Source organism: Dermacoccus sp. PAMC28757, from assembly GCF_014302635.1.
In the GTDB taxonomy this organism is placed as follows: domain Bacteria; phylum Actinomycetota; class Actinomycetes; order Actinomycetales; family Dermatophilaceae; genus Dermacoccus; species Dermacoccus abyssi.
The window spans coordinates 721,957-740,761 of record NZ_CP060292.1; the positions used below are offsets into that span (position 1 = coordinate 721,957).

Genomic DNA, 18,805 nt, shown 5'->3' on the forward strand with positions numbered 1-18,805 from the left:
GTCATGCCCGCCGTCCTGTCGTCCGACGCCCCGCAGGTCCTCAGGGACTACTACCGGATCCTTGAATCCGGCACCGACGCTTACCAGGACGGGGCCACCCTTCGGCCGCTCCTGAGTGACCACCTCGACTTCACCGGCCCGCTTGCCGGCCACCGCCCCGATGCCACTGACGGCTTCCTGCATGGGGTTGCCGGATTCATCGCGACGGTCACACGGATCGATGTCGTCCAGGACGTGCACGCTCCCAGTGGCTCGGCAGTGCTGTACACGGCGACCATGCCCGGCGGCCCCATGACCTTCGCGGAGTTCTTCACCTTGGACGACGGGGTCATCACGTCCCTGAACCTGCATTACAACGGCCCCGAGTACCTCGAGAAGGGCGGCCGATGACGCTTCAGCAGGATCTCGTCGAACGGGTGCGTCAGGCTCTGCGCGATCGCAGCCCTCGTGAGGTACCGATGTTCGGTGGCGTGTCCTTCATGGTGGACGGCCGCATGGTCGCCGCTGCGCGCCGCGAGGGGGAACTCTTGCTGCGCATCGATCCCGAAGACGCGGCAGACCTGCTCAGCCGCACTGGTTCTCGCCGCGCGCTCATGGGAGCGGACCGCACGATGGGTGACGGCTGGATCAGCGTCGCCCCGTCCGCGCTCGAAGGCCCTGGGCTCGACACCTGGCTCGCGCCCGCTCTGGCCTTCCACGCCTCGCAGGGCGCCAAGTAGCACGTCCCCCCACGGTGGCCGGTCGGGTCAGCGACCGGCCACCGATCTATGTCAGGAGGAATCTTGAGTCATCCCAATGCTGCGCTAACCCCGCGTCATCGCCTCAAGGTCGCCCGTCTCGTCATCGAGGACGGCTGGCCGATCAGTGAAGTCGCGGCCCGGTTTCAGGTGTCCTGGCCGACGGTGAAGCGCTGGGTCGACCGCTACCTCACCGGTGAGCCCATGCACGATCGGTCGTCGCGCCCAAAGACGTCCCCGAACAAGACCGGGCCGGCGGTGACGAAACGGTGCGTCAGCCTGCGAATGCGGTTGCGGGAGGGGCCGGTTCAGCTCGCAGCCCGGCTACACATCGCACCCTCCACCGTGCATCGCATCCTCACGGCGGCCCGCCTCAACCGCCTCTGCTACGTCGACCGGGCCACTGGCGAGCCGATCCGTCGGTACGAGCACCCCCACCCTGGGTCGTTGGTGCACGTGGACGTGAAGAAGCTCGGGAATATCCCCGACGGCGGAGGCTGGCGGTACGTCGGCCGCCGCCAAGGCGAACGCAACCGCGCCGCCACACCGAACAAGCCCAAGAGCAAGTGGCACAACCCCAAGCTCGGCTACGCCTTCGTCCACACCGTCATCGACGACCACTCCCGAGTCGCCTACACCGAGGTCCACGACGACGAGACCGCCGTCACTGCCGTCGCAGTCCTGCACCGCGCCGTCAACTGGTTCGCCGAACGCGGCGTCACGATCGAGCGCGTCTTGTCGGACAACGGCGGCGCCTACCGCTCGCATCTGTGGCGTGACACGTGCGAGGCGCTTTCGATCAGCCCAAAGCGCACGCGCCCGTATCGGCCGCAGACCAACGGGAAGGTCGAACGGTTCCACCGGACCATAGCCGACGGGTGGGCCTACGCCCGGTGCTACACCAGCGAGAAAGAACGCCGCGACGCCCTGCCGGACTGGCTGCATCAGTACAACCAGCACCGCCCGCACACGGCTTGCGGCTGGTTCCCGCTAGCTTTTCCTCATAGGGCGCTCAGGGATTCCTCGAGCGATACGGGCCACGGGGTTGGGGCCAACCCGGCCTCACTGAGCGCCCCAGGGCGCAGCACCGCCCGTTCTCGCCACAGATAGCGCTGCGCATGTACCTCGCGTGCTGTTGCATCGAAGCGGGCAGCGACAGCCAGCGGCCAAACGGGGATGCTGCCGATCCGCGCGGGTTGGTGCAAGTGCGCCGCCGCATCCGTTGCCAACTGGCGACATGACCGAGGTTCTGCAGTCGGAGCGTGTACGACCAGATCGCTGGCGCCATTCATTGAGGCGCTGAGTTCAGGTTGGTGGGTTGCCGCGTAGATCATGGCCTTCGCGAGGTCGGGTAGATACGTCCAGGAGTGCGGCGCACCGAGATTCGCTGGCACCCACGCCCGTCGCCCGCGGCTCAGGGGGCGAAAGATCATCAACGTCGCTACCGACCCCTCGTTCGCCGTGGGCCCGAACAAGTCAGAGGCCACGACGCTCGCTGTTCGCGCTTCGTGACGGGCTCGAGCAGCGAGGAGGTCGGCGCGGACGTGTCCAAGTGGGGTACACGGTGCCACGCCGACTCCCTCATGGAGGGAGGTCGCCTGGTGACCGTAGGCGTAGACCGATTCCGGGAAAACCACAGGCACCCCAGCACGCGCCGCTGCGTCCATGACGGCTACCTCGCGTTGGGGTAGGTCCCTGCGCCACGCGCGGTGGTCGTAAGGGGCGTGAATGCAGTGGTAGACGGCCCCTGCCGATGCGAGTTCTTCCGACAACACATCAGTGTTGAGGACATCGTTCACAACGACCCGCGCCCCTGCCACAGGGGTCTCGGACCGCCGGATCACCACGACCTCTTCCCCTCGCGCAGCGAGTTCACGTGTCAGTGCCGATCCGATCTGCCCTGCTCCGATGACGACGTGTTTCATGACCTACCTCTCCAAAGCGAGAGCACCGCTCTCTATTGTGGTAAAGGTAGGCGACTGCACGCCATGAAAGCAAGAGCAGCGCTCTCCCTTACTGGTGCGAAGATGGGTCAATGGCCCAGCAACACCCCGGTAAACGCGCCGAAGCACGAGCCTCGATGAAGGCAGCGATTCTCGAGGCGGGGCGCCGTCAACTCGTTCAACGGGGGGCGGCCGCCTTGTCGCTGCGCGAAGTGGCGCGCTCGATCGGCGTCGTCAGCTCCGCCGTCTACCGGTACGTCGAAAGTCGTGACGCCCTGTTGACCCTGCTCGTCGCTGACGCCTACACCCAGCTGGGTAACGTGGTGGAGGAAAGCCTGCGCGCCCGTGCGGGTGAGGGGTGGCAGAGCCGCTTGCGCACCCTTGCCTTCACGATGCGCGATTGGGCGATGGCCCACCCTGAGCAATGGGGTCTGCTTTATGGCGCGCCTGTGCCGGGGTATGAGGCTCCCGCTGACGTCACGACCGAGCCAGGCGTGCGGGTGATGGCGCAGCTACTCGACGTCATGAGTAGCGCTGATTGGGGTGGGTCTACCCCGTCAGGGGAACTGCGCGTTTTCCTCCAAGCCGGTAGCGCCGACCTCGACCGGGCAGCATCCCCCGAGCAGTCTCTCCTCGCCGTGCAGGCGTGGTGCACGATCGTTGGGACTATCAGCATGGAAGTCTTCGGCCAACTCGGCCCCGAGCCGCGGGCGAACCCCTTGATCGGACAAGGCATCCTCGAGGCGCAGCTACACCTCCTCGGCGGGCCTCTCTCACCCCAGAGGGACTGACCGCGCCGTAGTGTGCAACCTTCGCGTGCGCTACAGGTTCCGCCCTGCGAGCAGCGCAGTGCTCCAGCAGTCGAGCCTCTGGCGTAGCTGCTCGGCAGCGAGGTGGACAAGACCGATTCCGTGGTAGTTCGGCAGCCAGGACTCCACGACTGGGTCGGCCTGTGCAGCGGCCTGCAGCACCGGGGCAATCAGATGAGGAGGATATCTCTCGTGTTGGCCAGCGGGACTCAGCGAGGCGAGTGGGAACGGTGCTGTGGCGGTGTAGCCAGTCCTCGAGGCCAGCGCCGGTGTAGCCGGCGAGGTTGAGCAGGGTGCTGTGCGCCTGGGTCCCCGATAGGCGCTCGGTGGTCCCGTCGGCGTGTTTGGTGCCGGGATGGGTACACGCCCCACTCGCGGTGAGTGTGCATGCACACCAACCACCCCAGATGCATGCCACGGCACGGGGTGGATGGTGCACAAACCTTGGCGAGTTCAACCGGTCAACGCACCATTGATGGTGTTCAGGCTATCGGTGAAGGCGTCGTGGGATGAGGCCCAGCCGAGGACCTTGCGGGGCCGTTCGTTGATGCGCGTCGCGATGGTGTCGAGGTCGGTCTGGGTGAAGGAGCGTAGGTCGGCGTTCTTCGCGAGGTACTGACGCAGCAGGCGGTTCGTGTTTTCGTTCGTGCCGCGCTGCCATGGCGAACGGGCGTCACAGAAGAACACTTGCATGCCCAGGGCGTGCGTCACCTGGTCGTGGAAGGCCATTTCCCTGCCGCGATCCCACGTCAACGACCGACGAAACTGCGGCGGCATGTCGGCGAGATTCTCGATGAGAGCGTCCCTGACGGCGTCAGCCTTGTACCCGTTTGGCAGGGCGACGACGCGCACCAGGCGGGTGGAGCGTTCGACGAGGGTGGCCACGGCTGATGGGCGCTGGCCCATGATGAGGTCACCTTCCCAATGGCCGACTTCGGCCCGGTCTTCGACGCTGGCGGGTCGATCGTGGATGGAGGTCATGTTCCGCAACACGCCGCGGCGTTGTCGGGGTTTCGCGACGCGCGCATGGCGCAGGGATCGCCCTGATCGCAGGAGGCTTCCCTGTCGTGGCGCACGGATCTGGCCGGTGTACAGGGCGTGGTAGATCGACTCGTGCGACAACGAATCCTGCTGTTCGCGCCGTAGCCAGTGGGCGATCTGGGTGGGTGACCACCCTCGTTCCAGCTTCGCCGCGACTAGGCTCGACAGCGCCGGGTCGCGGTGAAGACGTGAGGGTTTCGGGCGGCGCGCGTTGCGCCACGCGCCCGCGTCAGCGCTGGCCGCGCGATAGGTGCCGGGGCCGCCGTGGCGGGCGACTTCGCGGCTGATGCTCGTGTGATGCCGTCCCAGCCGAGCGGCGATGACACGGCACGACAAGCCGGCGGCGAGGCCGCGGGAGATCTCTTCACGTTCACTCAGCGACAGGTGCCGCCGGTTCCGGGCGCGCGGCGGCGGTTTCACTCCGCCATGGCGGCGCAGCAGCGTCCGGACTGGGGTTTGGCTGACGCCGATCGTGCGGGCGATGAGCCTGATCGACTCACCCTTCGCCCACAACGCCCAGACGTTCTCCTGCTGCTCGTTCGACAACCCGGCCATGACACCCACGATCCCCTATCGGTGGTGGTGCGTTGACCGGTTGAACTCGCCTTCGTTTGAGCTACACCGTCACGCGCGCCGGAGGCGGGATTCAAGGGCTCCCAAGTAGCTAGTCCTCATGGGTCGAGTCTTGACCGGGCATGCCCCGCCGACGGTGCTCCGTGAACTGCCAAGCGATAACGCTGAGCCCAAACTGAAGCGTGAGCAGCAGTGGTAGCCCGATGACTAGGTACATCCACAGGGAATCCTGTGCGTACTCGTTCGCCACCACAATCGACACCATCATCGCGACAAGCAAAACCGTCGAGTAGGTGCCACCGTACGCCTTGGTCCACTCTCGAAACGTCACCTGCCACCTCCGTGCGATCTTCCGTCCCAGTCTGTCACTGTCGAAGCGGTGCAGAACCGTTCGTTTGAGCTACCACGGACTGTCGATGGCGACGGCGGTCACCACGGACCTCACACATCGCTTCGCTCGTACGACTACAGAGCATGATCACCTACCTAGGCATCACAGCTCGCGACCTGGAAGCACTTCTCGCCCGGGGCGTCGACGACGCCGGAGCTCCGATCGAAGGATTTCAAGACGCAGAAGGCGGTTGGCCGTTGAGGTGCTGTCTATCCGACTCGGTGCCCGGCGACGCGATCGCCATCGTCGGGCACTCGCCGTTCCCCTGGGTCAGCCCCTACAGAGAGACCGGTCCTATCGTCGTTCACACCAAGAACTGCCCTGGGCCTTCAGAGGGGTTCCCGCATCAATTTGAAGCACGTGCCCAGGTCGTCAAGGCTTTCGGCCGCGATGCGGGACGAACTCGAACCCAGGTTTACGACCTCAACGCGCTTGTCGAGCCAGGGCAAGGTCTGGAGCACCGTATCGGCTTGATCTTGCAGGACCCCCGCGTGGAGGAGGTTCATGTCCACAACCTGGTGTCGCAGTGCTTCAACTTCAAGGCGTTCGACACTTTCGCTGGCGAATAGAGCGAAATCGGCGCCGGCGCGCAGGATGGTCTGGATTCCGAACAGGGGGTCGCCCTTGCGGCCGCGGTGCCCGGTGGTGTCCTGCTGGACTCGGCGGCGTACCTCGTCGACGACCTGCGTGCCGAGCTTGACGACGTGGAACGCGTCCAGGACGGCGGTGGCGTCGGCGAGCTCGGCGTCGATCGCGGACTTGTAGCCACCGAACGGGTCCAGGGCAGCGACCTCGATCCGCGCGCGGAAGTCGACGCCGCGGTCGAGCAGCCAGTCGGTGTAGGCCTTCTTCGAGCGGCCGGGCACCAAGTCCAGGAGCCGGGCGTGCACGCGTCCGGCCTGGTCACGGGTCAGGTCGACCATCCCGGTCAACTCCTTCGGGCCGCGCTCACGCACGTCACCGTGGTGCCAGATGTGCTCATCGACCCCCAGGGACGTCACACCGGCGAACCTGGTCGGGTCACCGGCCAGACATTCGAGCTCGGGCTTGACCGCGCGCCACAGCGTCGCCCAGCCGACCCCCAACCGGCGGGCGAGCCCAGCGATCGTGGCGTGCTCGCGGCGCAGCTGCCCGACCGCCCACCACACCGCGCGGCGGGTCAGGACGCCGCGAGCGGCGACCAGGGTCGGGACCTGCTCGGCGAACGTCCCCCGCGGGCACTCGACCTCGCCGCAGCGCCAACGTCGTTGCCGCCAGACGATCTGGACCCGAACGTCGCCGTGCGGCACGTCGCGCAGCACCCGCACCCGCCGGCCGCGGCTGAGCGCGACGACCCCGCAGTCCGGGCAGCCCGCCAGCTGCCAGGGCGTCGAGACCGTCACCCGCATGGTGATCGGGTCGCGATCAACCCGCTCGACTCGAACGCCATCGAGCCCGAACAGAAGATCGCAGCGAGCGCAGGGATCGGTGGTCGTGCGCGCGTCGGCGCACCCCGTAGCGTGAGACACGTCGAGGTCCTCGAGAACGAATCGGGCAGCTTGGTCGCTCCTGATCCTCGGGGACCTCGACCCCTACCCGCCGCTCAACCCGCCGAACCCCTCACTCCCCACCGCAACGGTGAAGAGCCGGATTGATCGTAGGACGCTTCGACCTCGACCGGCGTGCGGTAGCCGAGTGCTTCGTGCAGGCGCTGGTGGTTCCACCAGGTCACCCACTCCAATGTCGCCAACTCGACCGCCGATGTCGACGGCCATGTCGTGCGTGAGTAGATCAGTTCGGCCTTGTACAACCCGTTGACCGTCTCAGCCAAGGCGTTGTCGTACGAATCGCCCACTGTCCCCACCGAAGGCGCGACGCCGTGCTCGGCCAGTGTGTCGGTGTAGGCCAGGCCGACGTACTGGACGCCGCGGTCGCTGTGGTGCACGAGCCGCCCACCCTGACGCGCCGCCGGCGTCGTCGCGATGGCCTGCTGCAACGCGATCATCGGCAACGCCTGCGTCGACAGCGACGACGCGACCGACCAGCCGACGATCTTGCGCGTGCACGCATCCGTGATGAACGCCGTGTACGCGAACCCGCTAACGGTGCGCACGTAGGTGATGTCTGCTACCCACAACATGTTCGGCGCCAACGCGTGGAAGTCGCGCTCCACGAGATCCGGGCGGTGGTCGGGCAGCTTCGACGGCACGGTCGTGAACGGGCGGCGCCCACGGCGAACACCGTGCAGCCCAGCCGTTCTCATGAGTCGCGCGGTCTGATCACGCCCGATCATCCAGCCCTCGCGGCGCATCGCGTGCCACATCTTGCGATGGCCGTACACCCCGTAATTCTGGGCGTGGAGGCGTTTCACTTCCTCCACAAGGACGTCGTCACGGATCGCTCGCGCGCAGCGAGGGCGGGCTTTCGCGGCGCGGTAGCCACGGGAGGTGGGGGCACCTCCCGCTTGCGGGGGAATGAACCCACAGTCCGTCGCGCGAAGGGCGCGACAGATCGGCTCGACCCCGAAACGATCACGGTGTTCGTCGATGAACCGGATCATCTCGTCGTGGGGCGGTCGAGTTCCGCTGCGAAAAAAGCCGAGGCCTTCTTCAAGATCTCGTTCGCCCGCCTCGTTTCGGCGAGTTCGCGGCGTAAGCGCCGGTTCTCTTCCTCGAGCGACTCACGCGGCTTCGCCGCGCCAGTCGCCGCTGGCTCTTCGCCGGGGCGGGGCATCCAGTTACGGATCGTGGCCGGCGCTATCCCGAGCGACGCTCCCACAGCGTCCATCGCGACACGCTGCGAGCATCCATCGGCGGCGCGCTTGTCGAGCACCATCCGCACCGCATGCTCACGCAAGTCCTGGTCGTACTTCTTGGGCATGGTCCGATTCTCCTTCAGGAAGGACGGAACCAAACCCAGGGCGCTTCACCTGGGAGTAGGGGCAGACTCGAGGGCATGGATCTGATAAACCCCAACCTGCCGATCCGCATAGCTCGCCCTTCTCGATCCTTAGCGATGGCAGAGAAGTTCTGGACCGACGGTGTCGGCCTGGACGTTCTGTGGCGTACTGGACCCGAGGCTGAGGGTGGCCATCGGCTGCTCATGCTCGGCGTCCCAGGTGCGTCGTGGCACCTCGAACTGGTCGATGACGCCGACGCGTTGAGCGTGAACCCGCCTGGGCCCGAAGATCTCCTCGTCATCTACCGGGGGACGAGACTGAACGCAACAGAGCTTGAGCGATTAGAAGCTGCGGGCGGAACGCGAGTCGCCTCTCGCAACCCCTACTGGGACGAGCATGGGCAGACCATCCTTGACCCGGACGGCTACCTGCTCGTTCTTTCTCACCGCACGTGGGGGTAGCCCCTATGCGCCACAGCTTCCGCGACGACACTATGGGTCGAGCTCCTGGTACGTCTCTGGGAGGTGCGGAACCCTTCGTTTGGGCTACGCCATGGCCGACAATGGGTTGTGCCTGATCTTGTTGAGCCGACGACTGATCTCTACGACGCCTGGCGGGAGTGTCGCCGCGACTGGGGACCCGGCATGCACGAGGACGGTTTCGGTCTGGCAGCTACGGACTCGACCGATGACCCCCAAGGTTTCGCTCGCTGGGTTCGTCGCCTTCGCAAGGCCGCTAGTTGTACTGACCGGACACGTTAGTCGGTACGGATCGTCAGGATCGATATCGTGCCGTCAATGCTTCGGCACGCACGGACATCGCATTGCGGACGGATTCTGGCGCTAGTACTTCGGCGTCCGTATCAAGCCGCCACACTGCCCACACCGCGTGGCGCAGGTCTTCGAAGGTCACGTCGAGGCGGATCCAATCATCCGGCTCCGGTTCCTCGGCACGGACAGCGCTGGCATTCTCCAGCAGTTCCTCACGACGTGAGGTCTTGATGCGGACGACGACGGGGATGTGGTTCTCGGAGAGGAACTGTGCGGTGCGCTCGGCCCAGATGCGGTCGAGGTCGACCTGCGCGGGGCGTTGCGCTGGTTCGGGGAGCGCTTCGGCGCTGAGCATCCGAGACAGACGGTAAGTCCGATCGTCTCCAGACCTCGTCGCCAGCAGGTAGGTGCGCCCGCGGACGGTGACCAGTCCAATCGGATCGACGGTTCGACGACTCGGTGCTTTGCCAGGTGCCGCGTAGTTGAATCGCAGCCGGCGGCCGGTGAGCACCGCGGCTCGGACCTCGCTCATGACGCCGTCGGCCAGGTCTTCGGTGGGGGCACGGCGAGAGAGAAGGTCGGTCTCCGGCTCCACGAGGAACCGTTTGGCCGCATCGCCGAGACTCACCTGGTGCCCCTCGGGCAGCGCGTCGACGACCTTTCGCATCGCCGAGGCTAGCGGTGCGCTGAGGCCGAAGACCTTCTCGCCGCGGGATGATCCGGCGGTGAGCAGCGCGAGTGCCTCGTCATGGTTCAGCCCGATCAGTTCGGTGCGGAAGCCGGGAAGGAGTGAATAGCCGCCGAGTCGACCACGGTTGGAGTAAACGGGGACGCCCGCAGTCGAGAGGGCGTCGATGTCGCGCAACACGGTGCGCGTGGACACTTCGAGCTCACTCGCCAGCTCGTCGGCGGTTATTCGGCCTCGCTGGCGCAGCAGGAGCACCAGCGAGACCAGTCGGTCTGCTCGCATGCATCCATCTTTACCAGAATACACGACATAAGGTGTCGTGATTCGTTGGGAGGCTAGTAGCGCAGCGTCGAGGACGGCGGCCATAGGGCGGCCGGGCGCTGCGGAACGAATGAACGGAGCAGCGATGGAACGCACGGCAGTAAATCCGGTGACTTGGTCGCAGGAGATGGGCTTCAACCAAGGCGAAGTCATCTCAGGGGAGACAAGGACGCTGTACATCTCGGGACAGACAGCGATGAGCAAGGATGGTCGGCCCGAGCATGACGGGGACGTCGAGGCCCAGCTCGCGTTGGCCGTGGCGAACCTCGAGGCCGTGCTCGCCGAGGCCGGTATGTCGATGGAGAACCTGGTCCGCCTCAACGTCTACACCACCGACGTGGACGCGATGTTCCCGCACTACGGCGTGCTCGCCGGGAAGCTCGGAGCGGCAGGAGTCGCCCCGACTACCACGATGCTCGGCGTCACCCGCCTGGCGATCCCCGGCCAGATGGTCGAGCTCGAAGGAACCGCTGTCGCATAACGTTTCCCCCTTTTTGAATCTCATCTCGGACGGTCAGCAGGGTAACCCTGCTGACCGTCCGAGAGTCCTAAGGAGTCCCATGTCCCACGCAAATGCCGCTCTGACTCCCCGCCACCGTTTCAAAGTCGCTAGCCTGGTCGTAGATGACGGCTGGCCGATCAGCGAGGTCGCCGCTCGCTTCCAGGTGTCCTGGCCGACAGTGAAGCGGTGGGTAGATCGCTACGCAAATGGCGAATCGATGCACGACCGGTCCTCGCGGCCGAAGACCTCGCCGCACAAGACGCGCAAGGCGACGACGAAGCGGTGCGTGAGCCTACGCCTGCGACTTCGCGAAGGGCCGGTCCAACTTGCGAGCAGGCTCGGCATCGCGCCGTCCACCGTGCATCGAATCCTCACGACCGCCCGGCTGAACCGGCTCGCATACGTAGACCGCGCCACAGGCGAAGTTGTCCGCCGTTACGAGCATGACTACCCCGGGTCGCTCGTGCACGTGGATGTGAAGAAGCTCGGGAACATCCCCGCCGGAGGCGGCTGGCGTTATGTCGGCCGCCGCCAAGGCGAAAAGAACCGCTCCGCCACCCCGGACAAGCCCCGCAGTAAGTGGCACAACCCCAAGCTGGGGTACGCGTTCGTGCACACCGTCATCGACGACCACTCCCGCGTCGCGTACACCGAGGTCCACGACGACGAAACTGCCATCACCGCAGTCGCCGTCCTGCACCGGGCAGTCGACTGGTTCGCCAATCGCGGCGTCACCGTCGAGCGCGTGCTATCGGACAACGGCGGCGCGTACCGCTCGCATCTGTGGCGCAATACCTGCGAGGCCTTGTCGATCACGCCGAAGCGGACGCGCCCGTACCGTCCTCAGACCAACGGCAAGGTTGAGCGCTTTCACCGCACCATGGCTGACGGGTGGGCCTACGCTCGCTGTTACCGCAGCGAGCAGGAACGACGCGATGCCCTCGCCGATTGGATTCACCAGTACAACCAGCACCGTCCGCACACGGCCTGCGGCAACCAGCCGCCGTTCTCACGATTGACCAACGTCCCCGAGCGGTACACCTAGTCGGCACCGCTGACCGGTCAGGGGATGCACGTCCAAGTTGTGTAATTGCGATTCCAAAAGGTGAAGGAAGGCAAGATCTATGGACCTCCAGCTGCAGAACAAGGTCGTGATCGTCACCGGGGCGGGACGCGGCATCGGCCTCGCAACAACTCGGGCCATGGCCGCCGAAGGCGCCCGAGTTGTCGGCGCGACCCGCACGCCCACTCCGGAGCTCGCCGAGGTGGCCAGGGTCGTGGTGCCCGTCGACCTCACCGACTCTGACGCTGCCTCCGTGGTGACCGAGGCTGCGCTCGATCTCGGCGCGGGGATCGACGGCGTCGTGAACTGTGTCGGCGCAGGCGACTTTGGGCCCCAGATCCTTGCCGGATTCCTCGACGTCCCGGACGAGCAGTGGACCGACCTGGTCGAACGAAACCTCTACACCGCCATCCGCATGGCCCGATCCACGTTGCCGCACCTCATCAGCAGCCGCGGTGCGATGGTCAACGTCTCGTCAATCAATGCCGCCATACCCTCCACCGGCCCGGTCGGCTACAGCGAGGCCAAGGCAGCGCTGAATGCGCTGACCAAACGCCTGAGCGAGGAGTTCGGCCCGAAGGGAGTCCGGATCAACACCGTCTCCCCGGGGCCGGCGGGGACGAGGCTGTGGCGCGACCCCGAAGGTTTCGGCGCACTAGTGGCCAGCTCCATGGGCGCGTCGTATAGCGACTTCATGGAAGCCATGCCTGCAGCGTTCGGGCTGACCACCGGCCGCCTCGTCGAGCCAGAAGAAGTGGCCGCCCTCATCACCTTCCTGGTTTCACCCGTCACGGCCGGACTGGTTGGTGCGGAGGTGGTCATCGACTCCGGCGCTTCCAAGGCCGTCTAGCCGAAACGATCAGATACGCGGATCGACGGAGCTGGCGTTTCGACGGAGACGATCCGTTCGAGCCGACTGCTTTCATCGCACGAGTTGCCTGAACGCTTCCAGAGCCGGTCTGAGTCGACTTTGCGCAGGCGGGTGGCTCCGGGCCCGGCTGTGCAATGTTCGAGGCGTGTCGTGTGCAAAGTACGGCGCATCTCGACAAGACCGATGCCTCGGGATTGGGCCCGCTGGAGGCGATGTACACCATTGGTATCAACTACCCGATTCCCGATGAACACTCTGCCGGTCTGCGGTATCACGGGGCCGCCAAGATCATCTCGGCAATGCGGCACCACGAACAGATCGAAGCAACCGCGGTCAGCGAACGACAGGCATTAGAGGCCGGACGGTTGTCGCGACAGCCGTGCGCGCCCCGAGCATGCATCCCGTCAATTTCCGTGATCTCACTCACCTTATCGACGCCACCAGCCTCCGCATGGCCACCTACGGAGCCAGCGAGGGAGTGCTCATCGACATCCCCACGACACCAGAGGAAGCCCTCGTCTCCACGGCCGCCGCATGGACCCTGAACGCTGCCGTTCTTCTCCACTCACATGACGCCACCGATGATCAGCGCACTCAATTGAGTCTTGACGCCGGAACCACCATTCGCGTCCTTCCCGCACTCGCTCTCACAAATCGCCCTCGCCGCCCACGAATGACCGCTCTCACCGTCACCACCGCTGCCAGGGCAGCTTTCTCCAGCGGGGACCTGCAGTGTCCAAGGACGCTCGGCTCGTCGCTGCACAATCACATGACGCTTACAACACCACACCCACTCCTATCAACAGCGCAGCCGTCGAAAGAATCCGCGCAAACCTGATGGATGGCCTCGCTCTCACGCCTGGCAGCACTCTCGTCATCACTGACACCGATAACCCCACAGCAACAACCGTCGCCGCTCTCACAGCACTCGCCGCTGGCGCAACAGTCAGCTTTGATCCAGCCGACGCGGCGACACCCATAAACACGCCCGGAAGCACCTCGTCGTGTTCAATGGTTACCGCCCCTGCCTCGACTCAGCTCGGAGTGCAACCAGAGGCAAGGTAAGGCCCTCCCGAACCTCAATCCATCTACTATCTACTCTTCAACCGACCCTGAGGTAAGCAGGGACCTGGCAAGACAACACTCGTCCATCGAGCCGCCGGCTGGTCCACGAAGCGGTACTGACGCGTGCAAACAACTTGGCAGCTGACTACCGAGTTCAGAACGCCAACGTCCGGATCTTCCTGTTGATCATCGAGCAGCCCAGCCTGCGCCGCACTGTCCACTCCACGTGCGGGCTTCACCTCCGGCGACTCGTCACCCTCTGGCGGACCAACACTGCGGCGAGGTCGGCCAAGAGCGTGCACGTGAGGCGTTATTGGACCAACAGGCAGAAAGGGTGTCCGGCGGGATCTGCCATCACAAATAGCGGCTCGGAGTCGTCCCGCGATCGATCCCAGAGAACGCGAGCTCCCAGTTCTTCGGCGCGGACCCGATGCCGGTGGAGCGAGGCCACGGAGGGAACGCGGAAGTCCATGTGCATCTGCATGGGCACTTCTTCGGAAGGCCAGGTTGGCTGCCTGGTGTCTAGCTTCCTCTGAACCGCTAGAACGCGCTGACCAGAGGGAGTGACGAGAACGAGCCAATCGGCACTGTCTTTCCCTGACTCATCCGGCGGTTCATCTCCGTCACGGTAGCGAAGACCGAGCAGTCGCCTGTAGAACTCCGCGAGGCCGCGGCAATCGCGCGCATCGAGCGCCGTGTGCAGCAATGTTGGAAAGTCATCCATCGTGGAAACGCTTTCTATGTCGGCCCTGCTGTCCGAAGTATTCCAGACTGTGTTGCCCACCTGCGAGGTCGTGGCACCTGAGCAGGCGCAGGTGCGCGAGCACGTCGCGCTGGAGCGGGCCAGCTTCCGGGAACGCACGTCGCATTGGGTGCAGGACCAGCGGGCGGCCCTGGCGGTATGCCACGAGTGCGCATGCCGCTGGTGGGACGGTCTCTCTGCGGGCGAACGAGGCATGCGCCTGCAGCGGCTGGGCGCTGAATTCGAGGCCCTGAGTGTGTGTGGCAGCAACAAGCCCACAAGCGGCATCTCGAGGAACGCCGGGCGGGGTGTACCCCACCCCGCGCAAGTGGGAACCCACTCAGATGCGTACCTTTCACCACCGCGCATCTAGGGATATTCCTACTCACACAGTCGAGAGCTCAGATCAGGCGGGTCATCATCGAACCGGCAGGCAGCCCTAGCGGTGTAGCAGAAACCTTGGCGGATTCAACCGGTCAACGCACCACCACCGATAGGGGATCGTGGGTGTCATGGCCGGGTTGTCGAACGAGCAGCAGGAGAACGTCTGGGCGTTGTGGGCGAAGGGTGAGTCGGTCAGGCTCATCGCCCGCACGATCGGCGTCAGCCAAACCCCAGTCCGGACGCTGCTGCGCCGCCATGGCGGAGTGAAGCCGCCGCCGCGCGCCCGGAACCGGCGGCACCTGTCGCTGAGTGAACGTGAAGAGATCTCCCGCGGCCTCGCCGCCGGCTTATCGTGCCGTGTCATCGCCGCTCGGCTGGGACGGCATCACACGAGCATCAGCCGCGAAGTCGCCCGCCACGGCGGCCCCGGCACCTATCGCGCGGCCAGCGCTGACGCGGGCGCGTGGCGCAACGCGCGCCGCCCGAAACCCTCACGCCTCCACCGCGACCCGGCGCTGTCGAGCCTAGTCGCGGCGAAGCTGGAACGAGGGTGGTCACCCACCCAGATCGCCCACTGGCTACGGCGCGAACAGCAGGATTCGTTGTCGCACGAGTCGATCTACCACGCCCTGTACACCGGCCAGATCCGTGCGCCACGACAGGGAAGCCTCCTGCGATCAGGGCGATCCCTGCGCCACGCGCGCGTCGCGAAACCCCGACAACGCCGCGGCGTGTTGCGGAACATGGCATCCATCCACGATCGACCCACCAGCGTCGAAGACCGGGCCGAAGTCGGCCATTGGGAAGGTGACCTCATCATGGGCCAGCGCCCGTCCGCCGTGGCCACCCTCGTCGAACGCTCCACCCGCCTGGTGCGCGTCGTCGCCCTGCCCGACGGGTATAAGGCTGACGCCGTCAGGGACGCTCTCATCGAGAATCTCGCCGACGTGCCGCCGCAGTTTCGTCGGTCGTTGACGTGGGATCGCGGCAGGGAAATGGCCTTCCACGACCAGGTGACGCACGCCCTGGGCATGCAAGTGTTCTTCTGTGACGCCCGTTCGCCATGGCAGCGCGGCACGAACGAAAACACGAACCGGTTGCTGCGTCAGTACCTCGCGAAGAACGCCGACCTACGCTCCTTCACCCAGACCGACCTCGACACCATCGCGACGCGCATCAACGAACGGCCCCGCAAGGTCCTCGGCTGGGCCTCATCCCACGACGCCTTCACCGATAGCCTGAACACCATCAATGGTGCGTTGACCGGTTGAATCCGCCTTCGTTTGAGCTACACAGTCGGAGCGACTCTCGCACAGATACGGTTACGAGCGTGACCGAACCCGCAGCAGGCCGCCGCCACCGAGTGCCTGGCTGGTTTTCTCTGGCCGCTGTCGCCGGAACACTTCACACTGCCATCACCTTCTACTGGGCGCTTGGCGGGAAGGCGCTGCTTTGGACCATGGGTGAGAGCTTTATCGCGAAGTTCTCCGATGTCATGTGGGTGCTGTTCCCCCTGGCCATAGCCAAGGGGCTGGGGGCCTTCGCGCCGATCTGGCTAGTGCGGCGTGGCTGGCCCTTGCGCCGTCTAAGCCTGTTCGTGTGCTGGACGGGAAGCGCAGTGCTCATCGCATGGGGCGGGGCGAACACCCTCGTAGGCAATGCTGTTCTGCTTCGAGCGATCCACCCCAGCGGAGGATTCGATCGGTCGACGATGGTCGGTCACGCCTGGATCTGGGATCCGCTTTTCTTGGTGTGGGGCCTGGGTCTCGCGGTCGGGATGTGGGTCACTCGTGGAGACTCTGCCCCTGTGCGATAACGGTCGTTTGAGCTACACCAGCAGGAACGAGCCCAACACCGATGCGAGCTGATGCGGGTTCTCTTCAGCCATGTGGTGGCCCGACTCGATCACGGCCGTTCGAGGTGACTGCTCACACCAGGACTCCCAGATAGCACCTGGGTCTGCGTAGAGGTCTTCCATGTCGTCGTCGCGTGACCAGGCGACGAGGGTGGGGCAGGCGATGCGTCGGCCGGCGTCACGGTCAGCTTCGTCATGGCCGCGGTCGACGTGCAGGCCGGCGCGGTAGTCCTCGAGCATGGCCCGCACAGTTGCGGGGCTACTGATAGCGGCGACCATGTCGTCGTAGTTCTCTTGCCCCATGCGCCGAGCATCAGGGCGATACCAGGCCATCGGGTCTGCGGTGATCACACGTTCAGCTTGCTCGGTGGCGAAGAAGAACCAGTGCCACCACAATTCGGCGAAGCGAGCATCCGCGCGCTCCAGCGCCTCCACGATGGGGACACAGTCAAGGACGGCAAGTTTCTCCACCTGCCTGGGGTGATCGAGTGCCGTGCGGTAGGCGACGTAGCTGCCCCGGTCGTGACCGACGACGCTAAAGCGTTCATGCCCTAGCTGTTGCATGAGACTGGCGATGTCGCCTGGGAAAAGGGGTTTGAGGTGGCCGCGCTCAGGATGTCAGGACGGCGGAGCTGTTCCTGGGTCTGGCGTTTCACCACGCCGGGTGAGCTGGCCCTGGTTCCAGCGAGCACCGAAGGCGACAAGAGCGGTCATGGCGAGTCCGGCGAGAACAGCGAAACCTGCTCCCCATGGCGCTCCGACAGCTAGAGCGAGGATGAGGCCGATGGCTCCCAGTACGGCCATAGCTCCACCGAGGCGGAGGAAGAACGGGGCGTTGAAGGCATGGCTGAAGGGGAGGAAGTGCAGCCCGACAGCGAGAGCTACCAGGGCGGGGGTGGCGGCCTCGTGACGGGAGGAGGTCAGGACTCGACTTCCCAGCACGATGAGCAGAACCATTCCGAGGCATGCCAGGCCGTAAATCAACCCGGCACGTGGCCGTGGAGCGCGCAGGTTGTTCAACGGTTTGGGACGGATCCACACGTTCCAGATCGCTAGAGCGAGCAGGGCGGCCCACGCGAGGATCGCTGACCATGAAGCGGCTGCCGTCAGGGCAGCCTGATTGACCCAGACGAACACTGCGCCGCCGATAAGTCCGATGCTCGACCCGAGACGGTAGGCAGTGTGGGTGGAATGCATGGGCCGACAGTAACCGGTCAGCCCTGGGGACACGACTGGTAGCCCAGACGAAGGTTTGTGAGCCATCCACTCCGTACCGTGGCGTGCATCTGGGGTGTGAGTGTTAACGGTAGTTGGCGCTGTTCTGGTAGCAGAGCACGCCGGGGTGGTTGTGGCAGCTTGGTTTGGCCCCGTTGTGACGGCCTGATCTGGCCCCGCGTGCGACTTGCCGGGGTGTTGACGGTCTGAACTCGAGCGCGGCCTCATACGGCTCACCAGACTGAAGCAAGGGGTGTAACTCAAGGTTCGTTTGAGCCACATGATTCGCTGTCTGGCCGCCGCATCTAGGCGTTCGCCATGGCAGATTGCCGAGCGACCCGTGCGATGGTTGAAGTGGAAGCGATGTCCACCAGGCAGGAGCAACCCCATGAGCGAGCACCTCGCCAACCTCAAGCACAAGGTCTTCGGTGACCACAGGGACAAGACCACCGCGATCCATGAGGCGGGCTTCGAGAACGAAGCAGCTGCAGCTGAGTGGGCTGACAGCATCACCACCGAGCCACTGGCCGAGGTGACCGAGCCGGCGCTGATCAAACAGATCCGTGAAGCTCGCCCTGACCTCACTCTCGCGACGGCGAGCTACATCGCCCAACGCGCCAAGGCCCGAGCCGCCTGACAACTCGGCACCGCAGCGCGGCTAAAACGGCGGTGCCAGGTACTGCCCGACGTGGTGCACAACCCCTCGTTTGAGCTACCCCTGTCGGACGGCTTCGACGATGATGACGCAGGCAAGAACGGCGTAGACCGTGGCCGCAAGGTAGTTCAACGCGGCGCTAGCTCGCGGACTGCTAGTGAATCGCTCATGAAAAGTGCCTGCGAGAGCACCGATGGTGCTGTAGAGCACGAACTCGGTGCACACGTTGTCTGTGCCGAGCAGGGCCATCTGCGCTGTCGCCAAGCTGCTGTAGCTCCAAAGACTGTTTGAGCTGCACGACG

The 18,805-nt window shown here is 65.2% G+C and carries 20 protein-coding genes, 1 pseudogene and 1 other annotated feature; of the genes and pseudogenes, 12 read left to right on the forward strand and 9 right to left on the reverse strand.

The features are described 5' to 3' along the window. Window positions 1–3 precede the first annotated feature (3 nt). The 3 genes from H7F30_RS03475 to H7F30_RS03485 all read left to right on the forward strand — a co-directional run bounded on the left by H7F30_RS03475 (window position 4) and on the right by H7F30_RS03485 (window position 1,847). Entirely contained in the window at window positions 4–390 is a 387-nt protein-coding gene (locus H7F30_RS03475) for a hypothetical protein (protein ID WP_187036741.1), read from the forward strand. Beyond that, window positions 387–719, forward strand: a complete 333-nt coding sequence (locus H7F30_RS03480; protein ID WP_187036743.1) for a TfoX/Sxy family protein — start codon at window positions 387–389, stop codon at window positions 717–719. The genes H7F30_RS03475 and H7F30_RS03480 overlap by 4 nt, the downstream gene beginning before the upstream one ends. 63 nt (window positions 720–782) lie before the next feature. After that, window positions 783–1,847 (forward strand): IS481 family transposase, encoded by a 1,065-nt coding sequence (locus tag H7F30_RS03485; RefSeq protein WP_255464942.1) that lies wholly within the window; start codon window positions 783–785, stop codon window positions 1,845–1,847. On the opposite strand, the gene H7F30_RS15080 is transcribed toward H7F30_RS03485, so the two are convergent. Then, window positions 1,739–2,662, reverse strand: coding sequence for an NAD-dependent epimerase/dehydratase family protein (locus H7F30_RS15080; RefSeq protein ID WP_187036746.1), 924 nt, complete (start codon window positions 2,660–2,662; stop codon window positions 1,739–1,741). The two genes, H7F30_RS03485 and H7F30_RS15080, sit on opposite strands and share 109 nt — an antisense overlap. Window positions 2,663–2,772: 110 nt before the next feature. Between H7F30_RS15080 and H7F30_RS03495 the strand changes: the two genes are divergently transcribed. Continuing rightward, entirely contained in the window at window positions 2,773–3,471 is a 699-nt protein-coding gene (locus H7F30_RS03495) for a TetR/AcrR family transcriptional regulator (protein ID WP_187036748.1), read from the forward strand. 471 nt (window positions 3,472–3,942) lie between these two features. Here H7F30_RS03495 and H7F30_RS03500 read toward each other — a convergent pair whose 3' ends face one another. Next, a complete protein-coding gene (locus H7F30_RS03500) occupies window positions 3,943–5,085 on the reverse strand; it encodes an IS30 family transposase (RefSeq protein ID WP_187036129.1) in 1,143 nt (380 codons plus the stop codon). 492 nt (window positions 5,086–5,577) lie between these two features. Between H7F30_RS03500 and H7F30_RS15085 the strand changes: the two genes are divergently transcribed. Next, window positions 5,578–6,063, forward strand: coding sequence for a DUF1203 domain-containing protein (locus H7F30_RS15085; RefSeq protein WP_187036750.1), 486 nt, complete (start codon window positions 5,578–5,580; stop codon window positions 6,061–6,063). Between the two features lie 6 nt (window positions 6,064–6,069). On the opposite strand, the pseudogene H7F30_RS03510 reads toward H7F30_RS15085, so the two are convergent. Together H7F30_RS03510 and H7F30_RS03515 are read right to left on the reverse strand one after the other, a co-directional pair. Further along, window positions 6,070–7,002 (reverse strand): annotated as a pseudogene (locus H7F30_RS03510) (transposase); the annotation flags it as partial. A gap of 74 nt (window positions 7,003–7,076) precedes the next feature. Further along, window positions 7,077–8,353 (reverse strand): IS3 family transposase gene (locus tag H7F30_RS03515; protein ID WP_255464944.1). Its coding sequence is split into 2 segments (ribosomal slippage): window positions 7,077–8,071 and window positions 8,071–8,353, totalling 1,278 coding nucleotides; the frame shifts between segments, so codons are not numbered across the junction. After that, window positions 7,941–8,072, reverse strand: a sequence feature (AL1L pseudoknot). Its footprint overlaps the gene before it by 132 nt. Window positions 8,354–8,428: 75 nt before the next feature. Between H7F30_RS03515 and H7F30_RS03520 the strand changes: the two genes are divergently transcribed. Then, entirely contained in the window at window positions 8,429–8,833 is a 405-nt protein-coding gene (locus H7F30_RS03520) for a VOC family protein (protein WP_187036751.1), read from the forward strand. A gap of 313 nt (window positions 8,834–9,146) precedes the next feature. On the opposite strand, the gene H7F30_RS03525 is transcribed toward H7F30_RS03520, so the two are convergent. Further along, window positions 9,147–10,247, reverse strand: a complete 1,101-nt coding sequence (locus H7F30_RS03525; protein WP_304511094.1) for a YafY family protein — start codon at window positions 10,245–10,247, stop codon at window positions 9,147–9,149. Between H7F30_RS03525 and H7F30_RS03530 the strand changes: the two genes are divergently transcribed. From H7F30_RS03530 to H7F30_RS03540, 3 genes are all read left to right on the forward strand, one after another. Continuing rightward, window positions 10,237–10,632 (forward strand): RidA family protein, encoded by a 396-nt coding sequence (locus H7F30_RS03530; protein WP_012832594.1) that lies wholly within the window; start codon window positions 10,237–10,239, stop codon window positions 10,630–10,632. The genes H7F30_RS03525 and H7F30_RS03530 overlap by 11 nt on opposite strands. A 79-nt stretch (window positions 10,633–10,711) precedes the next feature. Continuing rightward, on the forward strand, window positions 10,712–11,698 hold the full coding sequence (locus tag H7F30_RS03535; RefSeq protein ID WP_187036753.1) for an IS481 family transposase: 987 nt from the start codon (window positions 10,712–10,714) through the stop codon (window positions 11,696–11,698). A 79-nt stretch (window positions 11,699–11,777) separates the two neighbouring features. Beyond that, a complete protein-coding gene (locus H7F30_RS03540) occupies window positions 11,778–12,566 on the forward strand; it encodes an SDR family NAD(P)-dependent oxidoreductase (protein ID WP_187036755.1) in 789 nt (262 codons plus the stop codon). Window positions 12,567–13,962: 1,396 nt separating this feature from the next. Here the strand turns inward: H7F30_RS03540 and H7F30_RS15090 are convergent. Then, complete coding sequence (locus H7F30_RS15090) at window positions 13,963–14,763, reverse strand: VOC family protein (RefSeq protein WP_370562922.1); 801 nt, start codon at window positions 14,761–14,763, stop codon at window positions 13,963–13,965. Between the two features lie 143 nt (window positions 14,764–14,906). Between H7F30_RS15090 and H7F30_RS03550 the strand changes: the two genes are divergently transcribed. Together H7F30_RS03550 and H7F30_RS03555 are read left to right on the forward strand one after the other, a co-directional pair. Continuing rightward, window positions 14,907–16,049, forward strand: coding sequence for an IS30 family transposase (locus tag H7F30_RS03550; protein ID WP_187036759.1), 1,143 nt, complete (start codon window positions 14,907–14,909; stop codon window positions 16,047–16,049). Between the two features lie 59 nt (window positions 16,050–16,108). Next, window positions 16,109–16,594, forward strand: coding sequence for a DUF3995 domain-containing protein (locus H7F30_RS03555; protein ID WP_187036760.1), 486 nt, complete (start codon window positions 16,109–16,111; stop codon window positions 16,592–16,594). Between the two features lie 12 nt (window positions 16,595–16,606). Here H7F30_RS03555 and H7F30_RS03560 read toward each other — a convergent pair whose 3' ends face one another. Then, complete coding sequence (locus tag H7F30_RS03560) at window positions 16,607–17,209, reverse strand: alpha/beta fold hydrolase (protein WP_255465004.1); 603 nt, start codon at window positions 17,207–17,209, stop codon at window positions 16,607–16,609. Window positions 17,210–17,251: 42 nt separating this feature from the next. Beyond that, complete coding sequence (locus H7F30_RS03565) at window positions 17,252–17,830, reverse strand: hypothetical protein (protein WP_187036764.1); 579 nt, start codon at window positions 17,828–17,830, stop codon at window positions 17,252–17,254. Window positions 17,831–18,236: 406 nt separating this feature from the next. Between H7F30_RS03565 and H7F30_RS03570 the strand changes: the two genes are divergently transcribed. Continuing rightward, window positions 18,237–18,485, forward strand: coding sequence for a hypothetical protein (locus H7F30_RS03570; protein WP_187036767.1), 249 nt, complete (start codon window positions 18,237–18,239; stop codon window positions 18,483–18,485). 75 nt (window positions 18,486–18,560) lie between these two features. Here the strand turns inward: H7F30_RS03570 and H7F30_RS03575 are convergent, their stop codons facing one another. Beyond that, entirely contained in the window at window positions 18,561–18,767 is a 207-nt protein-coding gene (locus H7F30_RS03575) for a hypothetical protein (RefSeq protein WP_187036769.1), read from the reverse strand. Window positions 18,768–18,805: the final 38 nt, after the last annotated feature.

Excerpts from the sequence above, each read along its gene's own strand:
- H7F30_RS03475 (WP_187036741.1), top strand. The coding sequence starts at position 4 with ATGCCCGCCGTCCTGTCGTCCGACGCCCCGCAGGTCCTCAGGGACTAC.
- H7F30_RS03480 (WP_187036743.1), top strand. The coding sequence starts at position 387 with ATGACGCTTCAGCAGGATCTCGTCGAACGGGTGCGTCAGGCTCTGCGC.
- H7F30_RS15080 (WP_187036746.1), bottom strand. The coding sequence starts at position 2,662 with ATGAAACACGTCGTCATCGGAGCAGGGCAGATCGGATCGGCACTGACA.
- H7F30_RS03495 (WP_187036748.1), top strand. The coding sequence starts at position 2,773 with ATGGCCCAGCAACACCCCGGTAAACGCGCCGAAGCACGAGCCTCGATG.
- H7F30_RS03500 (WP_187036129.1), bottom strand. The coding sequence starts at position 5,085 with ATGGCCGGGTTGTCGAACGAGCAGCAGGAGAACGTCTGGGCGTTGTGG.
- H7F30_RS15085 (WP_187036750.1), top strand. The coding sequence starts at position 5,578 with ATGATCACCTACCTAGGCATCACAGCTCGCGACCTGGAAGCACTTCTC.
- H7F30_RS03520 (WP_187036751.1), top strand. The coding sequence starts at position 8,429 with ATGGATCTGATAAACCCCAACCTGCCGATCCGCATAGCTCGCCCTTCT.
- H7F30_RS03530 (WP_012832594.1), top strand. The coding sequence starts at position 10,237 with ATGGAACGCACGGCAGTAAATCCGGTGACTTGGTCGCAGGAGATGGGC.
- H7F30_RS03535 (WP_187036753.1), top strand. The coding sequence starts at position 10,712 with ATGTCCCACGCAAATGCCGCTCTGACTCCCCGCCACCGTTTCAAAGTC.
- H7F30_RS03540 (WP_187036755.1), top strand. The coding sequence starts at position 11,778 with ATGGACCTCCAGCTGCAGAACAAGGTCGTGATCGTCACCGGGGCGGGA.
- H7F30_RS15090 (WP_370562922.1), bottom strand. The coding sequence starts at position 14,763 with ATGCGCGGTGGTGAAAGGTACGCATCTGAGTGGGTTCCCACTTGCGCG.
- H7F30_RS03550 (WP_187036759.1), top strand. The coding sequence starts at position 14,907 with ATGGCCGGGTTGTCGAACGAGCAGCAGGAGAACGTCTGGGCGTTGTGG.
- H7F30_RS03565 (WP_187036764.1), bottom strand. The coding sequence starts at position 17,830 with ATGCATTCCACCCACACTGCCTACCGTCTCGGGTCGAGCATCGGACTT.
- H7F30_RS03570 (WP_187036767.1), top strand. The coding sequence starts at position 18,237 with ATGAGCGAGCACCTCGCCAACCTCAAGCACAAGGTCTTCGGTGACCAC.